Raw genomic sequence first — 23,980 nt, forward strand, 5'->3', positions numbered from 1 at the left:
GGCGGGGCGGGGCGGCGGCGGGCGGTACGGGCCGGGCTCAGGCCCCGTCGTCCGCCGACCACGGACGGAGCCAGCGCGGGTCGCGCTCGTCGCCGCCCCGCACGAACCGGGCGTCTATCGAGACCCGCATGGCGTCGGTGGTCGTGTCCAAGGATGCATGAATGATGTGCGGGAGGTGAACCATGACGTCGCCCGCCTCGTAATCGGCCCACATCCAGCGCCGGTTGAGGCGGCGCGCGGTGTACGCCAGGTCGTGGCTGATGGGGCGCCGGTCGTGCGGCCGGTCCGTCCGTTCCCGCAGCGGCGCGTACTCCTCGGGGGACAGGGCGTGCGACTTCTCCAGGTAGACCAGGCCGCCCGTCGCCGGCGGGCAGTCGCCCACGGGTATCCACGCGGTCAGGACGCGCTCCGAGCCCCGGTCCATGTAGTCGTAGTCGACGTGGGCGCGGGAGGCGAGCGCGGAACCCCGGTGGAAGTGCCGCAGGATCCGGCGGGGCAGCATCTCGGTGCTGCCGCCCAGCAGGGCCTCGGAGAGCTTGGCCAGCTCGGGGTTGTCCAGGAACCGCCCGAAGACCTCGGAGCGCACGAAGGTGTGGGAGGGGTGGCCGGCCAGCCCGTACGCCGGGAGGCCCGCGGGGATCCGGCCCGAGAAGATCCCGTCCCGTACGACGGTGCCGGGCGCGAAGTAACCGGCCTCGAACAGCCCGAAGTAGGCCGCCCGCAGCTGTAACACGTCGGACCGGTCCAGCAGGCCCCGTAAGTAGAGGCAGCCGTCGGTGTGCAGCAGGTTTCTGAGCGCCTCCGGGTCGCCGAGCAGACCCGAACTGTCGCGCAGCCGGGTGAACAGCTCGTCGTCGAAGGGCAGGGAAACGCCATTGGAAGACAGCAGCATGTGGTGTTCCTCGGCAATTCTCGATGGTCGTCAGTACACGCCCTCGACGGCGTCACCGGCTTCTTCGTCCGCGGACCGCCAGGGCGCAACGGCCGTCACGCCGTCCCAGGGGAACCAGGGGTGGGGACCGGTCCTGACCGCGCTGTCGCGCTCCAGCAGGTTCGGCAGGAACAGGTCCTCCAGGAGCGTCGTCACCCGGACCCGGCCGCGCTCGCCGATCCCCAGCTCGCGCCAGGGGTCCTCGGGGTCGACGACCTTCATCACCGCGAAGGGCGGCGGGAGATGGTACGAGCGGCCGCCCGCCGGGACCGGGCCGTCCCCCGGGGAGTCGGCCTGGAGGGCGTGGCCGACGAGCGTGTTGCCGTAGGTGTCGATCCACTGCACCCCCTCCAGGTGCTCCTCCCGGAGGAACTGCGCCTCCGCGGCGGTGCACGAGGTCCCGCCCGTGCACACGGCGCGCAGGCCGTAGTCGTCGAGCGGGCGGGGCAGCCGCACGGCCAGGGCGAGCAGCAGCTGCGACGTGGTGAAGAGCAAGGCGGGCCGCTCGGCCTCGAGCAGGGCCTCCGTCTGGGCGACCAGGTGGTCCGTGTACGCCTCCGCCCCGCCCGTCGCACGGATCTCGGCCTTCACCCAGCGCGGGTCGAAGTCGATGGCGAACACGGCCCCGTGCCAGCTGTCCGCGAGCCCCTCCACGAAGTGCCCGTACGCGTGCGGTCCGCCGGGCGTCATGGCGAGCACGTCCCCGCCCGCGACGCCCCGGGCCTCCAGCATGGCGCGGTAGATCTCGACGTCGTACGCGAGCCGGGTGACGTTGACGATCCGGCACGGCGCACCCGTGGTGCCGCCGGTCTCGAACACCCGGAACGGGCGGTCCCGGTAGCCCCGGGGCCGCAGGTCCCGCGCCCTGGCCGCGCGCAGCTCCGCCTTGTCGAACAGCCCGAACCGCTCGAGGTCGGCGAACCCCTGGACGTCCCGGACGGGGTCGAAGGGGAGGGCGGAGCGCCGGGATACCCAGAAGGGGGAGCCGGTCTCCGGGGAGAAGTGCCATCGCATCATCCGCCGGGTCCACTCGTCGAGCCCCGTCCGCAGCTCGGGGACCCGGTCGCGCATGACGTCCCAGAGCTTCGCGAAGCCGTCCGCCGGGCCGGTGGTGTGCTGTCGTGCGGTCAACGTGCTCCTCCTGCGGTGTCGGGAACGGCCGAAGGGCGGTGGACGAAAAGCGAGTTCGCGGCGATCGCCGCCGCCTCCTCCGGGGTCGCGCTCAGGACGACCGCGAACGGGAACGGGACCTCGAAGCCGACGAGGGGATGCGGGTCGGCGGCCGCCGCGGCACCGGGGCTGCCGAGCAGCACCAGCGACGGCACCAGGTACTCGTCGCCGTCCGCCCGCGCGACCACCGGGCGCCGGGTGACCAGGCGGTCGCCGGGCCGCAGCCGCTCCCGGATCCGCCGCACGGTGCGGCCCGCCTCGCCCGGCACCCGGCAGGCGGTGAGCGGGCGCCGGGGATCGCAGGGAACCGCCGGGACGGCGTCCAGCGCCTCGGCCAGGGCCGTGGCGAGGGCCTCGGCCCGCTCCGGGCCGTCGGGGCAGACGACGGTGCGCACATTGCTGCAGAACCGCCCCGAGTCGTCCGCGACCAGCGGGAGCAGCCAGTCCACCGCCTCGGCGAGGCCGGCCCCCGGGGGCATCAGGGCGCAGCCGCGGCCCGGCCCGTGCACCGTCAGCTCCGGTGCGCCGCGCACGGCGGCGGCGAGACCCGCGCCGCCGTAGACGACCTGCCGGTCCGTCAGCCGCAGCAGGCCGCGCAGGGCCCGCTGTTCGGTCGGGTACAGGCCCAGCCGATCCGGGGGCCACCCCGCCTCCAGCAGCGCCGCCACCAGACGCGCGGCGGACAGCGGCTCCCGGCGGCTGGGCCGCACCCACACCGCGGCGCTGCGGGCGGCCTGCTCGGCGACGGAGGCGAGACAGCTGAAGGTGTTCCCCGGCAGCGAGACCAGGGCCAGGGCGCCGTCGGGCTCCGCCGGCACCTGCCGCTGCACGGTGTCGCGCAGCAGCCGGCACCAGCGGTCCACGAGCGGCCCGGGAAGCCCCGCCGTCCGCCACAGCGCGGCCCGGAACCCGTCGGCGCTCTGCGGGCCCAACCCGCCGATGGTCACGGTGCCGTGGGCGAAGAGCCGCAAGGCTTCGCCGAGCAGCGCCCGCCGCTCGGCGGGCCCGGGGGCCGCGGCCCGCGCCCGCCCCTCCGCGTCCCAGCGGCGCCGGTCGGCGGCGGCCACGGCCTCCGGGACGAGCGCCAGCTCCAGGGCGGTGTCGCCGTGCAGCCGCACCCTGTCCAGGGAGCCGTGCCATGCGCCCCTGCGGAAGGCGGGGACCGTCGTCGCGGCGCTCACGACAGCTCGCTCCGCAGGGCGGCGACCACGCGCAGCTGCTCGGCCCCGGTCATCGCCGGGTAGACCGGCAGGGCGATGTGCCGTTCCGCGAACCGGCGTGCCTGCGGGTACTCCTCGGCCGGGACGTGCCGGAAGTACGGCTGGTCGCACAGCAGCGTGTCGTACACCTCGCCCGCGAGGGCCACGCCGTGCCGCTCGCGCAGCCGGGCCTTCAGCGCCGACCGGTCCACGGACTCGTCCAGGTGGACCAGGTACTTGTAGAAGTTGCTCTCCACGCCCTCCGGCACGGCGTGCGGGCGCACGCCCGGCAGGTCCGTGAGCAGGGCGTCGTAGCGGGCGGCCAGCTCGCGCCGGGCCGCCAGTGTGGCCGCGAAGCGGCCGAGGTCCGCGTTGCCGAGCGCGGCGTGCAGCTCGCTCATGCGCCAGTTGCCGCCGGGCCGGTCGTGGAGCGTGCCGCCGGGGACGCTCCGGCCGTGGTCGCGCCAGCGCTCCGCCTGCCGCAGGTCGTCCGGCGCGGTGCCGGTGAGCAGCCCGCCCTCGCCGCTGGTGGCCACCTTCGTCGGATAGAAGGAGAACGCCCCGAACCGGCCGAGGCTGCCGGCCGGGCGGCAGCCGAGCCTGCTGCCGAGCGCGTGGGCCGCGTCCTCCACCACCGGGACGCCCCGGGAGCGGCATTCGTCCAGCAGCTCCTCCATGGCGGGCGAGACGATGCCGCCGATGTGCACGGGGACCACCGCGGCCACGTCCCGGCAGTGCTCGAAGGCGCCGCGCAGCGCCTTCGGGTCCATGCCGAGGCCGTCCGGCTCCATGTCGACGAACCGCACCTGTGCACCGGCCCGCACCGCGGCCGCCGCCGTGGCGAAGAAGGTGTTGACCGGCACCAGGACCGTCCGGCCCGCCACCTCCAGGATGCGCAGTGCGATCTCCAGGGCCGCCGCGCCCGAGCCGAGCGCCACGCCCTCCCGGCCCGTCCACTCCCGGCTCAGGGCCTCGAACCGGGCCACCTGCGGTCCCTGCGTGAGCGCCCCGGAGACGAGTGCCTCGTCCACGCCCTCCAGCACGGCCCGCCGGTCCCCGGCCGAGAAGTGCAGGCGCTGCGCCGGTACGGGGCGCGGGCGCGCGGCCGCCGCGGGGGCGGCCAGGACGCGGGTGAACCAGCCTGCCGCCAGGGCCGGGTCGGTGCCGTGGCCCATCGGCAGCTCGTGCACCTCCAGGCGGTCCGCGGCGTCCGCTGTGGCATAGGCCCGCCGGACCGTGTCCGCGGCCTCCCGTGCATCCGCCGGGTCGAGGAAGGGGTCGGCCGTCCCGTACTGGAGGTGCAGGGGTGCGGGGGCCAGGGCCGCGTAGAGGTCGGGAAGGTCGGCGTGCTCCAGGATGCCGGGCAGCGCCGCGCCCTCGTGGCCCGTCAGGAGACGGGTGAAGAGGGCCGGGTAGCCGCCGAGGTGGCTCGCCGCGCAGACCGGCAGCGGATCGGGCGACAGCAGTGCCGTGTGGAGCGCGACCGCGCCGCCGAGGCTGTGCCCGCACAGCCCGGTGCGGGCGCCGTCCACCCGGTCGTGGCCGCGGAGCCAGGCCAGGGCGGCGAGCGCGTCGCCGGTCAGCGCGCCCAGCAGCGAGTGGCCGCGCAGCGCGAGGGCGTGGGCCAGCAGGCCGGCCTCGTCCCGGCCGGCGAGCCGGCTGCCGTCCAGCCCGCCGTCGATGCCCGGGTCGAGGGCCAGGGTGACGAAGCCGGCGCGGGCGAGGTGCTCGGCGAGGTTGCGGTCCGGGAAGTCGGGGGTCTCCTCGCCGGTGATTGCGTCGAGCCGGGCGTTCCTGCCGCCCAGCACGAGCACCGCGGGCAGCGGGCCGGGCCCGGCGGGGGCCAGCAGCGTGCCGCGGAACCGCCCCCGGCCGGGGCTGTCGAACAGCAGCTGCTCACGCGTCAGCCCGTCGCGGACGCTCGTGCGGGATCCGGCCACGGCAAGCGGCCGGTCGTCGACGCGGGCCAGGCGGTCCACGACCGCGGCGACCCGGCGGGACCAGGCTGTATGTTCGGCGTGTCCGGCACCCGGACCGGCGGCGAAGCGCAGGGGCCGCTCGGCGGCGAGGAGTTGACGTAGGCGATGGATCTGCATGGGGGCCTTTGCTCGGTGGGGTGACCGCACCCCGTCACGGAGGACGGGGGACCCCGGCCGGGGTGCGGTCGGTCACGGGGGCGGGATCAGACGAAGTCCGCGTGGAGGGTGCGGGGCACCTCGACGGCATAGGCGTCGAGCGCCTCGTCCAGGCGGATCTGACCCCGGCGCAGGAGTTCCAGCAGCTCGTTCTGGGGCCGGTAGAAGCAGGACTTGCACAGGTCCGTGCGGAGCGGGTTGGAGGCCTCCCATTCGGCGCGCGGCCCGCCCTCCAGCACCTGGGCGTAGCCCTCCTCGAGGACGTTGCCGATGCGGTACCTGCTGTTGAGGTGCACCTGGGGGCAGGGGTAGAGGTTTCCGTCGGCGCCGACGGCGGTGACGAACCTGCTGTAGTGGCACTGGTCGAAGTCGCCCTCGACGGCCGTGACCTGGTCCATCGGGCCGCGATCGAGCTTGGGGACCGAGACCTCGAAGCTGTCGTCGGACAGCCGGGCGGCCTCGGACAGCGCCTCCGAGACGCGCGGCAGCACGGACTCGATGGTCTCGTGCCCGAGCGCGCTGTAGAACTCGGGCTCGAATCGCACGTAATGGGCGCCGGATTCCTTCGCGACCCGGGCGGCCTCCATGATCTCCCGGTGGTTCTGCTCCGTGATCACGTAATTGAAGCCGATCCGGAAATCCGGGTCGGCGGCCGCGGCGCGCAGCCGGCCGGGCGTGCCGAGGAAGGAGGCGAAGGTCTGTTCCCGGTCCCGCGTGATGTCGTTGAACGTGGCCTCCGTGCCCGCATTGAGGCCGATCCGCACCCAGGTGTGGGTCCCGGCCACGCAGTCGGCGAGGGCGGGCCTGCCGAGCCGCGAGCCATTGGTGATCAGCCCGATGCGCAGCCCGGCCTCGTGCCCCGCCCGGCAGATGTCGGCGTAGCCCGGGTGGATGGTGCACTCGCCGCTGCCGCAGAAGGTCACGGCGCGGCCGTCGTTCGCCGCGAACTGCCGGAGCAGCGAGATCGCGTTCTCCTTGGAGATGGAGTCCTTGAAGGAGAACAGGTCGTAGAACTGGTCCTCGTTGGGGGAGTGGAAATTGCAGAAATTGCAGCGCATGTTGCAGGCGCCCATGATGCCGATGCGCATGTGCACCGGCCGGATCTCCTTGCCCTCCACGAAGCGGCGCAGCAGTTCGCCGTGGGCGAGGACCTTCTGGGGCGAGTGCGCCTGGTCCAGGCTGACGATGGGCAGTCCGGCCCGGTTGCTGGGCGCGACCACGTGGTAGTCCTGCGGGGTTGCGGTCTCTTTCACGGTGATTTTCCCTCGCGAGTAGGGGATTTTCGTGAGTACGGGATGCGGCGGCCCGGGGAGTTCCGGGAATTCCCGGGGTGGCGTTCCGGCGAACGGTCAGGCGGCGAAGGACGAGCAGTCGACGACGAATCTGTAGCGGACGTCGCCGGCCACGACGCGGTCGTAGGCGTCGTTGATCCGGTCGGCCGTGATGATCTCGACCTCCGCACCGAGCCGGTGCGCGGCGCAGAATCCGAGCATCTCCTGGGTCTCGGCGATGCCGCCGAGCATCGAGCCGGCCAGCTGCTTGCGGCCGGGCACGAGGCAGGCCATGTCGACGGCCAGCGGCTCGCCCGGAAGGCCCACGTCGACCAGGGTGCCGCCGGTCCTCAGCAGCCCGAGCAGGGAATTGAGGTCGACCCGCGCGGAGACGGTGTTGACGACGAGGTCGTAGCCCCCCTCCTCCTGCCCGAGGACGGCGGGATCGGTGAGGACGAAACGGCCGGCGCCGAACCGCAGGGCGTCCGCATGCTTTTCCGGGGAGCTGCTGAGGACGTCGACCTCGGCGCCCATGGCACGGGCCAGCCGGACCCCCATGTGCCCGAGGCCCCCCATGCCGTGGACCGCGATCCTCCGCCCGGGACCGGCCCCCCAGCGCCGCAGCGGCGAATAGAGGGTGATCCCGGCGCACAGCAGGGGCGCGGCCTCGTGGAGGGGCAGTTCCCCGGGAATGCGAAGGGCGTAGTTCTCGTCGACGACGATATGGGTGCTGTAGCCGCCGTAAGTGGGTTCGCCGTCGCGGTCGATGCCGTTGTACGTGTGGGTCATGCCCTCCGCGCAGTACTGCTCGTGCCCGTCGCGGCAACTTCCGCATTTGCGGCAGGAGTCGACGAAACAGCCGACCCCTACCCGGTCCCCGACCCGGAACCGGCGCACGCCGGGACCGACCCGCTCGACGATGCCCGCGATCTCGTGGCCGGGCACCATGGGAAAGATTCCGCTCTCCCACTCCCCGCGGATTTCGTGCACGTCGGAGTGGCAGATCCCGGTGTAGGCGATCGCGATCGACAGATCGTGCTCGCGCAGATCCCGGCGCGGGATCGTGGTCGGTTCCAATGGGCATCCGGGTGCCGCGGCGGCGTATGCATGAACGGTTGTTGCCACAGAACTTCGCCTAGCCTTCCGATCTCTGCCGACGGGGGCGCCGCTGGGACTCGGTCAGGGGGGTGTTGCCTCCGGTGCTCGGCCGAAAGGGACGCGCCTCCGCGGAGGGGCGGAGGGCGAAAGGGCCCGAGCTATTGTCATGTCCGCGCACATATGTGCCGAATGGCGGGTGCGCCGTTGATCGTATCGACCGTGGGACGTGTTGATGCGTCGTACATCTTTGCAGTGGGCCGGGGGTTGTCACAGCCCGGTTTCGGCCATGTATTGCCTTCCCGTTGCCCGGGTAAAGAGCCGTCCGGGAGCGGGAGTTGCGAAGGCGCGGCGCCGCGGCGCACGCGCGGCGGCGGCGCGGACGGCACCGCGGGCGCGCCGGGCCTGGTCTGTCCATTCCCCGTCGCGTAGCGTGACGGGACATGAAGATCCTGATCTCCGCGGACATGGAGGGCGCCACCGGCGTCACCTGGCCCGCCGATGTGCTGCCCGGCACGCCGCAGTGGGAGCGTTGCCGGCACATGTTCACCTCCGACGTGAACGCGGCCGTCGCCGGGTTCTTCGACGGCGGCGCCGATGCGGTCCTCGTCAACGAGGCGCACTGGAGCATGCGCAATCTGCTGCTGGAGAAGCTGGACGAACGAGCGGAAATGCTCACCGGCAAGCACAAGACCCTCAGCATGGTCGAGGGGGTGCAGCACGGGGACGTGGACGGCATCGCCTTCGTCGGCTACCACGCCGCGGCCGGTGCGGAGGGGGTGCTGGCCCACACCTATCTGGCCAACTCCCTGACCGGCGTCCGGGTGGACGGCACGCGGGCCAGCGAGGGGTTGCTGAACTCTCTGGTCGTCGCCGAATACGGTGTCCCGGTGGTGATGGTGACCGGCGACGACCGGACGTGCGAGGACGCCAAGGGCTATGCGCCCCGCGCCCGTTCGGTCGCGGTGAAGGACTACGTCTCGCGGTACGCGGCCGTGTGCCGCCCGCCCGCCCGTACGGCGGCCGCCATCCGGGCGGCGGCCGCGGGGGCCACCGCACTGGCCGGGCGGTACGAGCCGGTGCGGGGCGGGCCGTACGTCATGGAGCTGGAGTTCGACGCCGAGCACCTGGCGGGCGCCGCCACGGCGGTGCCCGGGGTCGAGCAGACCGGAGAGCGCCTGGTCGCCTACACCATGCCGACCATGTACGAGGCAATCCGCTGCTTCAAGGCGGTCACCACCGTCGTGTCCGCAGCGGTGGAGGAGCACTATGGCTGATGAAGCCGACGGGGGAAACGGGGGACGGGGGAGAGCCGGACGGTTGGACGAGCAGGCGTTCGAGGAGGTGACGCGCTTCACCTCCGACCTGATCCGGATCGACACCAGCAACCGGGGCGGCGGCGACTGCCGCGAGCGCCCCGCCGCCGAGTACGTGGCCGAGCGCCTCGCCGAGGCCGGCGTCGAGCCGGTCCTGCTGGAGCAGGAGCCCGGGCGGACGAACGTCGTCGCCCGCATCGCGGGCACCGACCCGGGCGCGGAGGCGCTGCTCGTCCACGGGCACCTCGACGTGGTGCCCGCGGAGCCGGCCGAGTGGACCGTGCACCCCTTCTCGGGCGAGGTCCGCGACGGGGTGGTGTGGGGCCGCGGCGCGGTCGACATAAAGAACATGAACGCGATGGTCCTGGCGACCGTGCGCGCCTGGGCCCGGGCCGGCGTCAGACCGCCCCGTGACGTCGTGCTGGCCTTCACCGCCGACGAGGAGGACCACGCCGCCGTCGGCGCCGGGTTCCTGGCCGGTGAGCAGGCCGCGCTGTTCGAGGGCTGCACGCTGGCCATCGGCGAGTCCGGCGCGTACACCTTCCACTCCGACGGCGGGCTGCGGATCTATCCGGTGGGCGCGGGCGAGCGCGGCTCCGCGTGGCTGAAGCTGACCGCGCGCGGCACTGCCGGGCACGGGTCGAAGGTGAACCGGCGCAACGCGGTGGTCAGGCTCGCCGCCGCGGTCACCCGGATCGGCGAGCACGACTGGCCCGTCCGGCTCACCCCGACCGTCCGGGCCGCGCTGCGCGAACTGGCCTCGCTGCACGGCGTGGAGGCCTGCATGGACTCCCGCGACCTCGACGTGGACGCCCTGCTGGCCAAGCTCGGCAGATCCGCCGCCCTGGTGGCCGCGACGGTGCGCAACAGCGCCAACCCGACCATGCTCAGCGCCGGCTACAAGGTCAATGTCATTCCGGGCACCGCCACCGCCTTCGTCGACGGCCGGACCGTGCCCGGCGGCGAGGAGGAGTTCCGCGCCGTCCTGGACGAGCTGACCGGGCCCGACGTGGACTGGGAGTACCACCACCGGGAGATCGCGCTCGAGGCGCCCGTCGACAGCCCGGCGTTCGCGCGGATGCGCGCGACTCTGGAGCGGTTCGACCCGGAGGCGCGGGTGGTGCCGTTCTGCATGTCCGGCGGCACGGACGCCAAGTACTTCTCCCGCCTGGGTATCGTCTGCTACGGCTTCTCGCCGCTCAGGCTGCCCCCCGGCTTCGACTACCAGGCCCTGTTCCACGGGGTCGACGAGCGCGTGCCCGTCGAGGCGCTGCACTTCGGCGTCCGCGTGCTCGACCACTTCATCATGGACGATCCGCAGGATCGCAGTTTCGAGGAGGCGTAGCCCCATGACGTCCACGGCGCCCTACGGAGCCTGGCAGTCCCCGATCGACGCCGCGCTCGCCGCATCGCACGACGGCAGGCCCGAGTTCGTGGGCCCGGTCGGCGACGAGGTGTGGTGGGTCGAGCCGCGCCCCGCGGAGGGCGGCCGGACGACCCTGGTCCGGCGGCGCGCCGACGGCGAGGAGGCCGATGCCCTGCCCGCGCCGTGGAACGTCCGCAACCGGGTCATGGAGTACGGCGGCAGCCCCTGGGCGGCCGCCGCCCGGGAGACCGGCGGCCCGCTGCTGGTCTTCTGCCACTTCGCCGACCAGCGGCTGTACGCGTGGGAGCCGGACGACCCGGCCGGTGCCGGGCCCAGGCCGCTGACCCCGGTGTCGGCCGTGGGCGGCGGGCTGCGCTGGGCCGGTCCCGTGCTGCTGCCGGACCGGGGCGAAGTGTGGTGCGTGCTGGAGGAGTTCACCGGTGAGCGCCCGGACGAGGTGCGGCGGGTGATCGCCGCCGTGCCGCTGGACGGCTCGGCTGCCGCCGACCGCGGGGCCGTGCGCGAGCTGACGGACGACGGGCACCGCTTCGTTACCGGGCCCCGGCTTTCCCCGGACGGCCGGCGGGTGGCGTGGATCGCCTGGGACCACCCGCGCATGCCGTGGGAGGGCACGGAGCTGAAGGTCGCCGAGGTCACGGACGACGGCGGCGGGGCCCGCTTCACCGGGGCGCGGACGGTCACGGGCGGCCCGCAGGAGGCCGTCGCCCAGGTGGAGTGGGCGCCGGACGGCTCGCTGCTGGCGGTCACCGACCCCACGGGGTGGTGGAACCTCCACCGGGTGGACCCGGAGACCGGCGGGAGCGTCAACCTCTGCCGCCGCGAGGAGGAGTTCGCGGGCCCCCTGTGGCGGGTGGGGATGCGCTGGTTCGCGCCCCTGGACGGCGGTCTCGTCGCCGTCGTCCACGGCCGGGGCGCCCAGCGCCTGGGGATACTCGCCCCCGACACCGGGGAGCTGGTGGACGCCGGGGGGCCGTGGACGGAGTGGGCCCCGACCCTGGCGGCGAGCGGGTCCCGGGTCGTCGGCGTCGCCGCCGGCCCGCGCAGCGGGTACGAGGTGGTGGAGCTGGACACCAGGACGGGCCGGGCGCGCGCGATCGGGGCCCGGCACCGGGACGCGGTCGACCCCGCGTACTACCCGGAGCCGCTCATCCGCACCTTCACCGGGCCCGACGGCCGGGAGGTCCACGCCCACATCTATCCGCCGCACAGCCCCGACCACACGGCCCCCGCCGACGAGCTGCCGCCCTACGTGGTGTGGGCCCACGGCGGGCCCACCGGCCGCACCCCGCTGGTGCTCGACCTGGAGATCGCCTACTTCACCTCGCGGGGCATAGGCGTGGCCCAGGTCAACTACGGCGGTTCCACCGGCTACGGGCGCGAGTACCGCGACCGGCTGCGGGAGCGCTGGGGCGTGGTGGACGTGGAGGACTGCGCGGCGGTGGCCGAGGCGCTGGCCGGGGAGGGCGGCGCCGACCGGGCCCGGCTGGCGATCCGGGGCGGCAGCGCGGGGGGCTGGACCACGGCCGCCTCGCTGGTCTCCACCGGCATGTACGCCTGCGGGGCCATCTCCTACCCGGTCCTCGACCTGCTGACCTGGGCGCAGGGCGGCACCCACGACCTGGAGTCGCGCTACCTGGAGTACCTGGTCGGCCCGCTCGCCGAGGCCCCCGACCGCTACCGCGACCGCTCGCCGCTGACCCGCGCGGACCGGGTCTCCGCCGCCTTCCTGCTGCTCCAGGGCCTCGACGACGTGATCTGCCCGCCCGAGCAGTGCGAGCGGTTCCTGGAGGCCGTCGCCGGGCGCGGCGTGCCGCACGCGTACCTCGCCTTCGAGGGCGAGGGGCACGGCTTCCGCCGCGCCGAGACGATGATCCGCGCCCTGGAGGCGGAACTCTCCCTCTACGCCCAGACCTTCGGCATCGACGTGCCGGGGATACCCCTGCTGGAGCTGGCCAAGTGACGCAGGGTCGATTACCCGGCGGCGGCGTGCACGGACGCGGCGGACGCCGTGACGGGCACGCCCGGCCGGGCGGAAGGGACGACGACGGGGGAGCCGTCGCCGGGCGCGGCGAGGATGTCGGCGTCGATGCCGTACAGCTCGCGGACCAGCGCGGCGTCGACGACCTCGCGGGACGGGCCGTGGGCGACGATGCGGCCGTCGCGCATGGCGACGATCACATCCGCGTAGCGGGCGGCGCTCGCCAGGTCGTGCAGGACCATGACGACCGTGCGGCCCGCCGCGGCCACCTCGCGGACGAGTTCCAGGACGTCGACGGCGTGTCCGAGGTCGAGGGCGCTGGTCGGCTCGTCCAGCAGGACGACGGGGGTCTCCTGGGCGAGCACCATGGCGAGCCAGCAGCGCTGGCGCTGACCGCCGGAGAGCTGATCCAGGCGGCGCCCGGCGAGGGCGGCGGTGCCGGTCGCCGCCAGCGCCCCGGCGACCGCCCGCTCGTCCTCGCGCGACCACTGGCGGAACAGGCCCTGGTGCGGGTGGCGTCCGTAGCGGACGAGCCCGGCGACGGTCACGGCCTCGGGGGCCTGGGGGGACTGGGGGAGGAGGGCGATGCGGTGCGCGGCCTGGCGCGGGGCCAGCCGCCAGATGTCGGCGTCGCCTATCCGGACGGTGCCGGAATCGGGCTGGTGCAGCCGGGCCAGGGACCGCAACAGGGTGGACTTGCCACAGCCGTTGGGCCCCACGACGGCGACGACCTGTCCCTCGGGGACGGTGAGATCCACCCCGTGCACGACCGGGTGGCCGGGGTAGCCGGCGGTGAGCTGTTCGACGACGAGTCGCATGAGGTTAGCCTAACCTAATGGTCGACTTCTGTTTCTCCGCCGCTTTTCTTGGTTCGCTTGGATTTTGACGTACCGGGCGTATGTTCGCTCGCACGCCAATTCCCTTCGACCGGGTATGTCATGTAAGGTAAGGCTTACCTTAATTCAAATGGAATGGGGGAGACCGCAGTGAAGCAGTCCGCACTCGCCGGCCGGACGGCGCTGGTCACCGGCGCCGGACAGGGCATAGGCGAGGCCGTGACCCGGGCCCTGGTCCAGCAGGGCGCGCGCGTCGCCGCCGTCGACGCGACACCGGACGGCATCAAGGACCTCGAAGCGGAATACGGTGCAGAACGCGTTGCGCATCACACCGCCGACGTCTCGGACGCCCGCGCCGTCGAATCCGTCGTCGACGCGGTGGAGAAGACCTTCGGTCCGCTCGACATCCTCGTCAACGTCGCCGGAGTACTGCGCACTTCACCGGTCGTCGAGATCACCGACGAGGACTGGGAGCGCACCTTCGCCGTCAATTCCACCGGCGTCTTCAACACCTCGCGCGCCGCGGCCCGCCGGATGGCCGGACGGCGCTCCGGATGCATCGTCACCGTCGGCTCCAACGCCGCCGGAGTGCCGCGCACCGGCATGGCCGCGTACGCCGCCTCGAAGGCCGCCGCGACCATGTTCACCAAATGCCTCGGGCTCGAGCTGGCCCGCAGCGGGGTCCGCTGCAACGTCGTCTCGCCCGGCTCAACCGACACCGCGATGCAGCGCGCGCTGTGGGACGGCGACCAGCCGCCCGCCCGAGTCATCGACGGCGACCCCGGCTCGTACCGGGTCGGCATCCCGCTCGGCCGCATCGCCGACCCGTCCGACGTCGCCGAGGCCGTGCTCTTCCTGGTCTCCGACAAGGCCCGGCACATCACCATGCACGACCTGTACGTCGACGGCGGCGCCACGCTGCGCGCCTGACGACGCGTAAGCCGGGATCCTCCGGTACCCCGAACGGCCCTGGCGGGGCCCGCGACTGACGAGTAGGCATGTCGCTGTGCCACGCAGGGGCGAACCCGGCCGTACGCCTCGGGCTGCCCGCTCCCTCCAGGGGCACGTCACCGGCAGTGGGCCTCCCCGGGGAGGCTGACCGCCGGCAACGCTTCACCGGCGGTGGAGCCTCCTGCGGGGGCCTGCTGCCGGAGCACTCCCGGTGGCAGGCCTCCCGGAGGCCGGCCACCGGCAACGCCCCACCGGCGGCGGCCTCCAGAGGGCGGCCACCGGGCCGGGGCGCACGGGCGACCTGTCCCCTCCGGCCCGGCCGCCCGCCGCAAGGCGACCGCGGGCCGCCCCACCGGGCCGGCCGCCGGCAGGCAGGACGCCCGACGAGGGCGCGCCCCGCCGAACCCCTTCACACCACACCCGGTGCGACCCACCGGGGGAACGGAGCAGCAGGTGACCACGGCTCACCACGTCGCCGACCGGCCGAGCGAGCCAGGCGCCCGCCCGGACGGTCCTGTCGGAACGTCAGCACCGGGCAGCCGCCCCGGAGTCGGGGACGCCGCCGGAGTCGGAGCGGCGACCTCGCTGCTCGACGCCTACGAACCCGGGCTCGCCCGCTTCTTCGCCTCGCCCACCCGCACCCTGCTCGCCCACGGCACCCGCACCGAAGTGCCGCACGGCGACGCCCCGCTGGCCCGGCGCGTCACCGAGACCCTCGACGCCGAGCTGCTCGCGGGCAACGCCGCCCCCGTCGTCGTCGGGGCCGTCCCCTTCGACCACACCGCCCCCGCGGCGCTCGCCGTGCCCGAGGCCGTCCGCTGGGCGCCCCCGCTCGCCGAGGACCCGCTCATAGCCCTGCCCGCCGCCGCCCCCGCCGCCGCCGACTGGGACATCCGGCCCGTCCCCGGGCCCGACCGCTACGGCAGCGCCGTCGCCGAGGCCGTACGCCGCATGCGGAAGGGCGAGTTCAGCAAGGTCGTCCTCGCCCGGACCCTGGAACTCCGCTCCTCCCGCGACCTCGACCTCCCCGCGCTGCTCCAGCGCCTCGCCCGCCGCGACCCGGCCGGCTACACCTTCGCCGTGCCCTCCGGCCCCGGCCGCACCCTGCTGGGCGCCAGCCCCGAACTGCTGGTCTCCCGGCGCGGCGGACGGCTGATCGCCAACCCGCTGGCCGGCTCCACGCCCCGCAGCGCCGACCTCGCCGAGGACGTGCGCCGCGCCGCCGCGCTCCTGGAGTCGGAGAAGGACCTGCACGAGCACGCCGTCGTCGTGGACGCCGTCCGCGAGGCCCTCGCCCCCTACTGCCGCACCCTCGACGTGCCCGCGCGCCCCACGCTCGTCCGCACCGCCGCCATGTGGCACCTGTCCACCACCGTCGTGGGCGAGCCCGCCGACCCGGCCGTCTCCGCCCTGGAACTGGCCTGCGCCCTGCACCCGACCCCGGCCGTGTGCGGCACCCCCACCACCACCGCGCGCGAGGTCATCGGCGAACTCGAACCCTTCGAACGCGGCGTCTACACCGGCATGGTGGGATGGGGGGACGCGAGCGGCGACGGCGAATGGGTCGTCACCATCCGCTGCGCCGAGGCCGAGGAGCGCACGCTGCGGCTCTTCGCGGGCGCGGGCGTCGTCGCGCAGTCCTCGCCGGAGGCCGAAACCGCCGAGACCGGCGCCAAGTTCCAGACGTTCCTGCAGGCAGTGGGGGTAGACCAGTGACCGAGCCGATGACCGCCCCGGACCCGACCGCGGACGCGCCGGGCTATCCGGCGGAGTTCGCCGAGCGCTACCGCGCGGCGGGCTGGTGGCGCGGCGAAACGTTCGGCCAGATGCTCCGCGACCGGGCGGAGGCACACCCGGACCGCATCGCCGTCGTCGACCCCTCGGGCGAGGGGCGCCGCTGGACGTACGGCGAACTGGACGGCCGCGCCGATCGGCTCGCCGCGGGCCTGCTGGCCCACGGCATCGGCAAGGGCGACCGCGTCGTCCTGCAACTGCCCAACATCGCCGAGTTCTTCGAGACCGTCTTCGCGCTCTTCCGCATCGGCGCCCTCCCGGTCTTCGCGCTGCCCGCCCACCGCGAGACCGAGATCACCCACTTCTGCTCCTTCACCGAGGCCGCGGCCTATGTGATCGCCGACGTCGCCGAGGGCTACGACTACCGCGCGCTGGCCACGAAGGTACGGGCCGAAGTGCCCACGCTGAAGCACGTCTTCGTGGTCGGCGACCCCGGCGAGCACACCGCCTACGCCGACCTGCCCGCCGAGCCCGTGCCCGTCGAGCACCCGCCCCTCCCGCACGAACTGGCCTTCCTCCAGCTCTCCGGCGGCTCCACGGGCGTGCCCAAGCTCATCCCGCGCACCCACGACGACTACATCTACTCACTGTGGGGATCCAACGAGATCTGCGGGGTGGACCGGGACAGCGTCTACCTCTGCGCCCTGCCCGCCGCCCACAACTTCCCGCTCAGCTCGCCCGGCACGCTCGGCGCCCTCTACGCGGGCGCCCGCGTCGTGCTCGCCCCGCGCCCCAGCCCGGACGTGGCCTTCCCGATCATCGAGCGCGAGGGCGTGACCATCACCGGCCTCGTGCCGCCGCTGGCCCTGGTGTGGACCGAGGCCGCCGCGGCCGGCGGGCACGACCTGTCGAGCCTCCAGGTCCTGCTGGTCGGCGGCGCCAAGTTCAGCGAGGAGGCGGCCCGCCGGGTGCGCCCCGCGCTCGGCTGCACGCTCCAGCAGGTCTTCGGCATGGCCGAGGGCCTGGTGAACTACACCCGGCTCGACGACCCCGAGGAGGTCGTCGTCACCACCCAGGGCCGCCCCATCTCGCCCGACGACGAGATCAGGGTCGTCGACGACGAGGACAACGACCTGCCGGCAGGCGAGACCGGCCACCTGCTCACCCGGGGCCCCTACACCATCCGCGGCTACTGGCGCGCCCCCGAGCACAACGCCAACTCCTTCACCGCGGACGGCTTCTACCGCACCGGCGACATCGTCCGGCTCACCGGGACCGGGCACATCGTGGTCGAGGGCCGGGCCAAGGACCAGATCAACCGGGGCGGCGAGAAGGTCGCCGCCGAGGAGATCGAGAACCACATCCTCGCCCACCCCTCCGTCCACGACGCCGCCGTCGTCTCGATGCCCGACGACTACCTCGGCGAGCGCACCTGCGCCTACGTCGTGCTGCGCGAGGGCGCCGAGCCGGTGAAGTCCATCGCCATCAAGAAGTTCGTCCGCGAACGCGGCCTCGCCGCCTTCAAGGTCCCCGACCGCGTCGAGTTCGTCGACGCCTTCCCGCAGACCGGCATCGGCAAGGTCTCCAAGAAGGACCTGCGCGCCGCCATCGCCGCACGCCTGGCCGACCAGGCCCTCTAGCTCGCAGACCACAGCACCGCACCCGAAGCATGTGAAAGGCCTTCCATGGCACTGCCCGCCATCGCCCCCTACCCGATGCCCGGCATCGGCGACCTCCCGGCCAACAAGGTCGACTGGACCGTCGACCCGGACCGCGCCGTCCTGCTCGTGCACGACCTCCAGAACTACTTCCTCGACGCCTTCCAGGCCGGCGCCTCGCCCGTCACCGAGCTGCTGGCGAACGTCGCCCGGCTGAAGAAGGACTGCGCGCGCCTGGGCGTGCCCGTCGTCTACTCCGCCCAGCCCGGCGGACAGACCGCCGCCGAACGCGGCCTCCAGCAGGACTTCTGGGGCCCCGGTCTGCCGGACGACGCCCGCGCCAAGGCCGTCGCCGAGGCGGTCGCCCCCGGCGACGGCGACACCGTGCTCACCAAGTGGAAGTACAGCGCCTTCGTCCGCACCGACCTCGCCGAGCGGATGGCCGCCCAGGGCCGCGACCAGCTGATCATCGTGGGCGTCTATGCGCACATCGGCGTCATGATGAGCGCCTGCGACGCCTGGATGCGCGACATCCGGCCCTTCCTCGTCGCCGACGCCGTCGCCGACTTCTCCGCAGAGGACCACGCCATGGCGCTCCGCTGGGCCGCCGCCAAGTGCGCGGTCGTCACCACCACCGACCGCGTCCTCGAAGGGAAGTGAGCGCCGTGGCCCTCACGCTGGAACAGATCCGTACCGACGTCGCCGACGTGCTGGGCGAGGACCCCGCCGACATACCCGACGACGAGAACCTCGTGGACTACGGCCTCGACTCCGTCCGCATCATGAGCCTCGTCGAGCGCTGGCGCCGCGACCACGGCGTGGAGGTCGGCTTCGTCGACCTCGCCGAGAAGCCGGCCATCGAGGAGTGGGCACCCCTGCTGGGGGCCCGGACATGACCGTCCGCACCCTGGACCGGCCCGCCGGCGACAGCCCCTCCGCCACGGAGGGGCTGCCGCTGACGGCCGCTCAGTCGGACCTGTGGCACGCCCGGGGCCGGCACCCGGGCGGCCCGGAGTGCAACGCCGCCGCCTACCTGGACATCCACGGCGACCTGGACCCCGGGCTCTTCGCCGGGGCCCTGGCCCACACGCTCGGCGAGACGGACGCCCCGCACGTCCGGTTCGCCGACACCCCCCAGGGCCCGCGGCAGATCCCCCTCGACGCCGGACAGCCGCTCCCGGCCGGCGTCTTCCGCTTCGCCGACCTGCGCGACCGGCCCGACCCGGCGGCCACCGCCCTGGACCGGATGCGCGCCGGCCTCGCCCGCCCCTTCGACCCGGCCGCCGGGCCCCTCTTCGCCCACGTCCTCTTCCGGACCGGCGACGACCGCTGGCTCTGGTACCACCGCTTCCACCACGCCGTCCTCGACGGCCACGGCCACACCCTCCTCGCCCGCCGCGTCGCCGAGGTCTACACGGCCCGCGCCACCGGCACCGACCCCGGCCCGAACCCCTTCGGACGCCTCGCCGACCTGCTCGCCGAGGACGGCGCCTACCGGAACTCCGCCGCCCGCGACCGCGACCGCGCCCACTGGCAACGCCACTTCGCCGACCGCCCCCCGGCCCCCACCCTCGCCCGGCGCACCGCCCCGCCCGCCGCCGTGCCCCTCCGCCGCTCCGCCCGCCTCGCCCCCGGCCCCGCCGACCGGCTGCGCGAGCTGGCCGCCTCCGTACGGGCCACCCGGACCGAGGTCCTCTTCGCCGCCCAGGCCCTCTACCTGGCCCGCGCCACCCGCACCGGGACCGTCGTCCTGGGCGTGCCCATGCGGGGACGCACGGGCACCACCGCCCTGCGGGTCCCCGGCACGGCCCGCAACGTCCTGCCGCTGCGCTTCACCGTCGCCCCCGACACCACCTTCGCCGAACTCACCCGCCAGGCCGACCTCGGCATCCGCGCCGCCCGCCGCCACCAGCGCCACCGCCACACCGACCTCCGCCGCGACCTCGGCCTCCTCGACGAGGGCCGCGCCCTGGTCGGGCCGGTCGTCGGCGTCGTGCCCGCCGACCGCGGCCCCGATTTCGCGGGGGCCGCCTCGACCGCGCACACCCTCGCCACCGGGCCCGTCGAGGACATCGCCGTCACCGTCCACGACCACGGCCCCGGCCTGCGCGTCGACTACGACGCCAACCCCGCCCGCTACGGCGACGACGAGGTCGCCGCCCACCTGGAGCGTTTCCTCGACGTGCTGACCCGCCTCGCCGACGCCGACCCGCACCGGCCGCTCGCCGCGCTCCCCCTCGCCACCGACGAGGAACGGCAGCGCGTGCTCACCGAGTTCAACGACACGGCCGCCGACCTGCCGCCCACGACCCTCATCGGCCCCGTGGAGGCCCAGGCCGCCCGCACGCCCGACGCCCCCGCGCTGATCGCGGGCGCACAGACGCTGACCTACGCGGAACTCAACGCCCGCGCCAACCGGCTCGCCCGCCACCTCGCCGGGCTGGGCGTCCGCCCCGGCACCACGGCCGCGGTCGCGCTGCCGTCCTCCACCGCTCGCGTCGTGGCCCTGCTGGCCGTCCTCAAGGCGGGCGGCGCATACGTGCCGACGACCCCCGGTCACCCCCTCCCGCAGGACGCCGCCCCGGTGTGCGTCCTCACCGACACGGTCGGCCGGGCCACGCTGCCGGACCCGGGCGCCGGCGTGCCCGTGCTGGCCCTGGACGACCCGGAGCCGGCCGACCGGATCGCCCGTCACCTGCCCACCGACCCCGGCCGCCCGCTCACCCCCCAGCACCTCGCCTACGTCGTCGACGGCGCCGCCGTCCCGCACTCCACGGCCGACAACCGGCTGCGCTGGATGCAGGGCGAGCACCCGCTCGGCCCCGGCGACCGGGTGCTGCACAAGGCCGAGCCGTGGCAGGACGCGGCCGTGTGGGAGCTGTTCTGGCCGCTGCGCACGGGCGCGGCCGTCGTCCTCGCGGACCCCGGGCCCGGCGCCGTCGCCCGCACGATCCGCGAACGGGGCGTCACGACCGTCCACTTCCCGCCCTCCGAGCTGGCGCCCTTCGCCGACGAGGCGGGGGACTGCACGTCCCTGCGCCGGGTCTTCTGCGGCGGAGAGGCGCTGCCGCTGACCCGGGAGACCGCTGACCGCTGGCACCGGGCGCGCCCGGACGTCCCCCTGCACCACCTGTACGGGCCCGCCGGGGCGGGCGGTGACGTCGCCCACCACCGGTGCGAGCCGGGCGAGGAGGGGCCGGTGCCGCTGGGCCGGCCCGTCTGGAACACCCGCCTGTACGTGCTCGACACGGCCGGACAGCCCTGCCCGCCCGGGATCGCGGGCGAGCTGTGCGTCGCCGGGCCCGGCGGGCGCGGGTTCCGCACGGGCGACCTGGCCCGCTGGCGGGCGGACGGCAGCCTCGAGTACGCGGGCGCGGCGACCCCGGCCGCCCATGCGACTCCGGCCTCGGCGGATGCCGCCGCCGGGGCCGGTCCCGGACGGTCCGGCAGGGGTAGGGTGATCAGTCCGGTCGACCTGCTGCACCTGTCGGCCTGATCAGTGGCGACCTCTGGGGGATGGGGACCGATGCTGCCTCGCGTACTGGGCCGTGACCCGCTGCCGGGACCGTGGGAACCGGGCGGTCCGCCGCACGTCTGGCTGCTGCGCATCGGGGACCACGCCCCCGTGCCGCCCGAGGAGTACGAACGGATCCTCGACGCCGGGGAGCGGGGCCGCGCCGCGGGCTTTGTGCGGCAGCTCCACCGCGACCGCTACGTGGCCTCCCACCTGGGCCTGCGGCGGCTCCTCGGCGCGTACACGGGCCTGCCCCCGGAGGCGGTCGAGCTGATCCGCGAGCCCTGCCCCGGCTGCGGCAAGCTGCACGGGCGCCCCGCCGTGGCCGGGTCGCCCCCGCCGCTGCACTTCAACCTGTCCCACGCGGGAGACCTCGCGCTGTACGCCTTCGCGGACACTCCGGTGGGGGCGGACGTGGAGGCGCTCCAGTCCGACTCCACCGTGGCCGAGGTCTCGCGGCTGCTCCACCCCGACGAGACGGCCGAGCTGGACGCCCTCCCGCCCGCCGCGCGCGCGGCGGCCTTCGGCCGCTGCTGGACCCGCAAGGAGGCCTACCTCAAGGGCACCGGCACGGGCCTCTCCGAGAGCCCGTCGGTGACGTACGTCGGCTCGGGGCCCGTCCCGGTGCCGCCGCCCGGCTGGACGCTGATCGACGTGCAGACGGCGGCCGGCGGCGAGGGGTACGCGGGGGCGATCGCGGTACGCGATCCGAAGGGCTAGAGGGGAAGGGCCAGAGGGTTTTCAGCGACCCCAGTGCCCCGGCCGGTCGAGCGCCGCGGGCAGCTTCGTCCGGGCGTCCCCCTTCGCCGCGTTCACCTGGGCCTGGGTGAGGAAGAGGCTCTCGGAGAGATCCGCGCCCGAGACGTCCGCGTCCCGCAGGTCCGCCCCGATCAGATCCGCCATCCGCAGATCCGCTCCGGACAGGTCCGCCGCGATGAGGTAGGCCCCGCGCAGGTTCGTGCCCCGCAGGTCCGCGCCGCGCAGCCGGGCGCCCATGAGGTCGGCCCCCCGCCGGTCCTTCGGCTTGCGCCCGGCCCCGGCCCGGACGAGTTCGCTGGTGCGCAGCAGGAGGACGTTGACCTCCTGGCGGTGCGCCGCGACGTCCAGGCCGAGGAGGGAGCCGGGGTCGCCCTGGGTGAGGGCCTCGGTCCGGTCGAGGGCGCGGCGCAGGTCGCGGTGGACCGGGCGGGCCGCCGGCAGCGTCAGCGCCTGGGCCAGGTACCAGAGCAGCTCGTGGAGCTGCCGCATGACCGGGAACACATCGAACATCTCGCGTGCGGTGTCCCGGTCCTGCCGCCAGTCCCGGCCGCCGAAGGTCACTTGGGAGACCTTCTGGCCCGCGCCGAAGCAGTCGAAGACGGTGCAGCCCTTGAAGCCCTCGTTCCGGAGCTTGGCGTGGATGCCGCAGCCGAAGTCCTGCCGGAGGTTGCGGCAGGGCTTGCCCGCGTCCTTGCTCACCGGGAAGTCCGCCGACTTGGCGAAGGGCAGTGCCACACAGCACAGGGCGAAGCAGTTCCCGCAGTCGGCACGGAGGCCGAGGCCGGCGGGGAGGTCGGGCTCTGCGGCGGCGCGCTTGTCGGGCACTGTGGTGTTTTCCTCTGGCGTGGAGCGGATCCGTCCGAGTAGAGCCCGCCGGGCGCACGCCGGTCAAATCCATTTCCGCCCGTAACCCGAACGGACCGGCCCCGGCGCCCGGGCCCCGCCGCCCTGCCATGGTGAAGGCATGAGCCCACGGACCAAGACCTCCCCGCGCGGTGGCTCCCTGGGCGGCCGGCTCCGGGACATGATGACGCCCGGCCGGGTCGTCCTGCTGCTCGTCGCCGTGGCCGCGCTCGTCCTCATCTGCGAGAACACCCGGCACGTCACGATCCGCCTCATCGGCCCCGAGGTGTCCGTACCGCTGTGGATGGCGCTGGCCGCCATGCTGGTGATCGGCTGGCTGCTGGGCCGCTTCGTCTCGCTGGGACGCCGGGGATAGAGCACAGTCCGGACCGATCGAGGAGCATCCCGTGGCAGACCCCGCAGACACCACCGCGACCGCCCCACTGGCGGGCTGCACGGCCCTGGTGACCGGCGCCTCCAGCGGCATCGGTGCCGCCACCGCCCGCGCCCTGGCCCGGCACGGTGCCGCCGTCGCCGTCGTGGCCCGCCGCACCGAGCGCCTGGGGGAACTGGCCGGCGAGATCCGCGACGGGGGCGGCTCGTGCATCCCCCTCACCGCGGACCTGCGCGACGCCGACCGGGCGCGCCGGGCCGTCGCGGAGGCCGCCGATCGCCTGGGCCGGCTGGACGTGCTGGTGAACAACGCCGGCTGCGCTGCCGTCGGCGCGGTCGAGGAGGGCGACCCCGGGGACTGGGAGCGGATGGTCGACCTCAACGTCAGGGCGGTCCTGCACACCTCGCAGGCCGCCCTGCCGCACCTGCTCCGCGCGGCGCTGGACGGCCCGCGCGGGGTCGCCGACCTCGTCAGCGTCAGTTCGGTCGTGGGCCGGGCGCCCCACGGGAACAGCAGCGTCTACTCGGCGACGAAGGCCGCGGTGTGCGCGTTCAGCGAAGGACTGCGCCAGGAGGTGACCGGACGGCGGGTCCGGGTCGGCCTGGTCGAGCCCGGGCTGACCCGGACCGAGCTGACGGCGGGCAGCATCGGCGCGGCCGCCGCGCGCGGCATGCCGCAGCACGACTGGCTGGGCGCCGAGGACATCGCCCGCGCCATCGCCTTCATGGTCACCCAGCCCCCGCACGCCGCGGTCAACGAGATCATGGTGCGCCCCACGGTCCAGGAGCACTGACCGCCCGCCGCCCCTT

Annotated in this window: 20 protein-coding genes; 12 read left to right on the top strand and 8 right to left on the bottom strand. The window is 74.5% G+C overall.

The genetic code is table 11. From position 1 onward, the window contains the following. Nucleotides 1-37: 37 nt before the first annotated feature. The 6 genes from AC1Z4A_RS26930 to AC1Z4A_RS26955 all read right to left on the bottom strand — a co-directional run bounded on the left by AC1Z4A_RS26930 (nt 38) and on the right by AC1Z4A_RS26955 (nt 7,783). A complete protein-coding gene (locus tag AC1Z4A_RS26930; RefSeq protein ID WP_483682452.1) occupies nt 38-892 on the bottom strand; it encodes a phytanoyl-CoA dioxygenase family protein in 855 nt (284 codons plus the stop codon). Nucleotides 893-922: 30 nt separating this feature from the next. Continuing rightward, nucleotides 923-2,062 carry a phenylacetate--CoA ligase family protein gene (locus AC1Z4A_RS26935; RefSeq protein ID WP_483682453.1) on the bottom strand — a complete coding sequence of 380 codons (1,140 nt, stop codon included), beginning with the start codon at nt 2,060-2,062 and terminating at the stop codon, nt 923-925. Further along, nucleotides 2,059-3,282 (bottom strand): aldehyde dehydrogenase family protein, encoded by a 1,224-nt coding sequence (locus AC1Z4A_RS26940; RefSeq protein WP_483682454.1) that lies wholly within the window; start codon nt 3,280-3,282, stop codon nt 2,059-2,061. Before AC1Z4A_RS26940 ends, AC1Z4A_RS26935 begins: the two co-directional genes overlap by 4 nt. Next, entirely contained in the window at nt 3,279-5,396 is a 2,118-nt protein-coding gene (locus AC1Z4A_RS26945) for a DegT/DnrJ/EryC1/StrS family aminotransferase (RefSeq protein ID WP_483682455.1), read from the bottom strand. Before AC1Z4A_RS26945 ends, AC1Z4A_RS26940 begins: the two co-directional genes overlap by 4 nt. Nucleotides 5,397-5,482: 86 nt before the next feature. Next, nucleotides 5,483-6,688: a radical SAM protein gene (locus AC1Z4A_RS26950; RefSeq protein ID WP_483682456.1), complete on the bottom strand. Its 1,206-nt coding sequence runs from the start codon at nt 6,686-6,688 to the stop codon at nt 5,483-5,485. A 96-nt stretch (nt 6,689-6,784) separates the two neighbouring features. Continuing rightward, nucleotides 6,785-7,783, bottom strand: a complete 999-nt coding sequence (locus AC1Z4A_RS26955) for an NAD(P)-dependent alcohol dehydrogenase (protein WP_483682457.1) — start codon at nt 7,781-7,783, stop codon at nt 6,785-6,787. 461 nt (nt 7,784-8,244) lie between these two features. Between AC1Z4A_RS26955 and AC1Z4A_RS26960 the strand changes: the two genes are divergently transcribed. Genes AC1Z4A_RS26960 through AC1Z4A_RS26970 form a run of 3 tightly spaced genes read left to right on the top strand, consistent with a single transcriptional unit; the run spans nt 8,245 to nt 12,464 of the window. After that, entirely contained in the window at nt 8,245-9,078 is an 834-nt protein-coding gene (locus AC1Z4A_RS26960) for a M55 family metallopeptidase (RefSeq protein WP_483682458.1), read from the top strand. Further along, the gene (locus tag AC1Z4A_RS26965; protein ID WP_483682459.1) at nt 9,071-10,462 is read left to right on the top strand and encodes a M20/M25/M40 family metallo-hydrolase; all 1,392 of its coding nucleotides are present in this window, start codon (nt 9,071-9,073) and stop codon (nt 10,460-10,462) included. The genes AC1Z4A_RS26960 and AC1Z4A_RS26965 overlap by 8 nt, the downstream gene beginning before the upstream one ends. Nucleotides 10,463-10,466: 4 nt before the next feature. Further along, complete coding sequence (locus AC1Z4A_RS26970; RefSeq protein WP_483682460.1) at nt 10,467-12,464, top strand: dipeptidyl-peptidase 5; 1,998 nt, start codon at nt 10,467-10,469, stop codon at nt 12,462-12,464. 11 nt (nt 12,465-12,475) lie between these two features. Here AC1Z4A_RS26970 and AC1Z4A_RS26975 read toward each other — a convergent pair whose 3' ends face one another. Then, on the bottom strand, nt 12,476-13,300 hold the full coding sequence (locus AC1Z4A_RS26975; RefSeq protein ID WP_483682461.1) for an ABC transporter ATP-binding protein: 825 nt from the start codon (nt 13,298-13,300) through the stop codon (nt 12,476-12,478). A gap of 153 nt (nt 13,301-13,453) precedes the next feature. Between AC1Z4A_RS26975 and AC1Z4A_RS26980 the strand changes: the two genes are divergently transcribed. The 7 genes from AC1Z4A_RS26980 (at nt 13,454) to AC1Z4A_RS27010 (ending at nt 21,895) form a co-directional block, all read left to right on the top strand. After that, nucleotides 13,454-14,248 (top strand): 2,3-dihydro-2,3-dihydroxybenzoate dehydrogenase, encoded by a 795-nt coding sequence (locus AC1Z4A_RS26980; RefSeq protein WP_483682462.1) that lies wholly within the window; start codon nt 13,454-13,456, stop codon nt 14,246-14,248. Nucleotides 14,249-14,854: 606 nt separating this feature from the next. After that, nucleotides 14,855-15,985, top strand: a complete 1,131-nt coding sequence (dhbC, locus tag AC1Z4A_RS26985) for an isochorismate synthase DhbC (RefSeq protein ID WP_483683744.1) — start codon at nt 14,855-14,857, stop codon at nt 15,983-15,985. An 8-nt stretch (nt 15,986-15,993) separates the two neighbouring features. After that, nucleotides 15,994-17,643 carry a (2,3-dihydroxybenzoyl)adenylate synthase gene (locus AC1Z4A_RS26990; RefSeq protein WP_483683745.1) on the top strand — a complete coding sequence of 550 codons (1,650 nt, stop codon included), beginning with the start codon at nt 15,994-15,996 and terminating at the stop codon, nt 17,641-17,643. A 45-nt stretch (nt 17,644-17,688) separates the two neighbouring features. Beyond that, the gene (locus AC1Z4A_RS26995) at nt 17,689-18,321 is read left to right on the top strand and encodes an isochorismatase family protein (protein WP_483682463.1); all 633 of its coding nucleotides are present in this window, start codon (nt 17,689-17,691) and stop codon (nt 18,319-18,321) included. Beyond that, complete coding sequence (locus AC1Z4A_RS27000) at nt 18,318-18,557, top strand: phosphopantetheine-binding protein (protein WP_483682464.1); 240 nt, start codon at nt 18,318-18,320, stop codon at nt 18,555-18,557. Before AC1Z4A_RS26995 ends, AC1Z4A_RS27000 begins: the two co-directional genes overlap by 4 nt. Beyond that, nucleotides 18,554-21,157, top strand: coding sequence for an AMP-binding protein (locus tag AC1Z4A_RS27005; protein ID WP_483682465.1), 2,604 nt, complete (start codon nt 18,554-18,556; stop codon nt 21,155-21,157). Before AC1Z4A_RS27000 ends, AC1Z4A_RS27005 begins: the two co-directional genes overlap by 4 nt. Nucleotides 21,158-21,187: 30 nt before the next feature. After that, complete coding sequence (locus AC1Z4A_RS27010; RefSeq protein ID WP_483682466.1) at nt 21,188-21,895, top strand: 4'-phosphopantetheinyl transferase family protein; 708 nt, start codon at nt 21,188-21,190, stop codon at nt 21,893-21,895. 21 nt (nt 21,896-21,916) lie between these two features. Here the strand turns inward: AC1Z4A_RS27010 and AC1Z4A_RS27015 are convergent, their stop codons facing one another. Further along, complete coding sequence (locus AC1Z4A_RS27015) at nt 21,917-22,759, bottom strand: pentapeptide repeat-containing protein (RefSeq protein ID WP_483682467.1); 843 nt, start codon at nt 22,757-22,759, stop codon at nt 21,917-21,919. A 139-nt stretch (nt 22,760-22,898) separates the two neighbouring features. Here AC1Z4A_RS27015 and AC1Z4A_RS27020 point away from each other — a divergent pair, with 139 nt between their 5' ends. Both AC1Z4A_RS27020 and AC1Z4A_RS27025 read left to right on the top strand, forming a co-directional pair. After that, nucleotides 22,899-23,153, top strand: a complete 255-nt coding sequence (locus tag AC1Z4A_RS27020) for a LapA family protein (RefSeq protein WP_483682468.1) — start codon at nt 22,899-22,901, stop codon at nt 23,151-23,153. A gap of 31 nt (nt 23,154-23,184) precedes the next feature. Further along, nucleotides 23,185-23,964 (top strand): SDR family NAD(P)-dependent oxidoreductase, encoded by a 780-nt coding sequence (locus tag AC1Z4A_RS27025; protein WP_483682469.1) that lies wholly within the window; start codon nt 23,185-23,187, stop codon nt 23,962-23,964. The last annotated feature ends 16 nt before the right edge of the window (nt 23,965-23,980 follow it).

Source organism: Streptomyces sp. 17_S59, assembly GCF_056930295.1.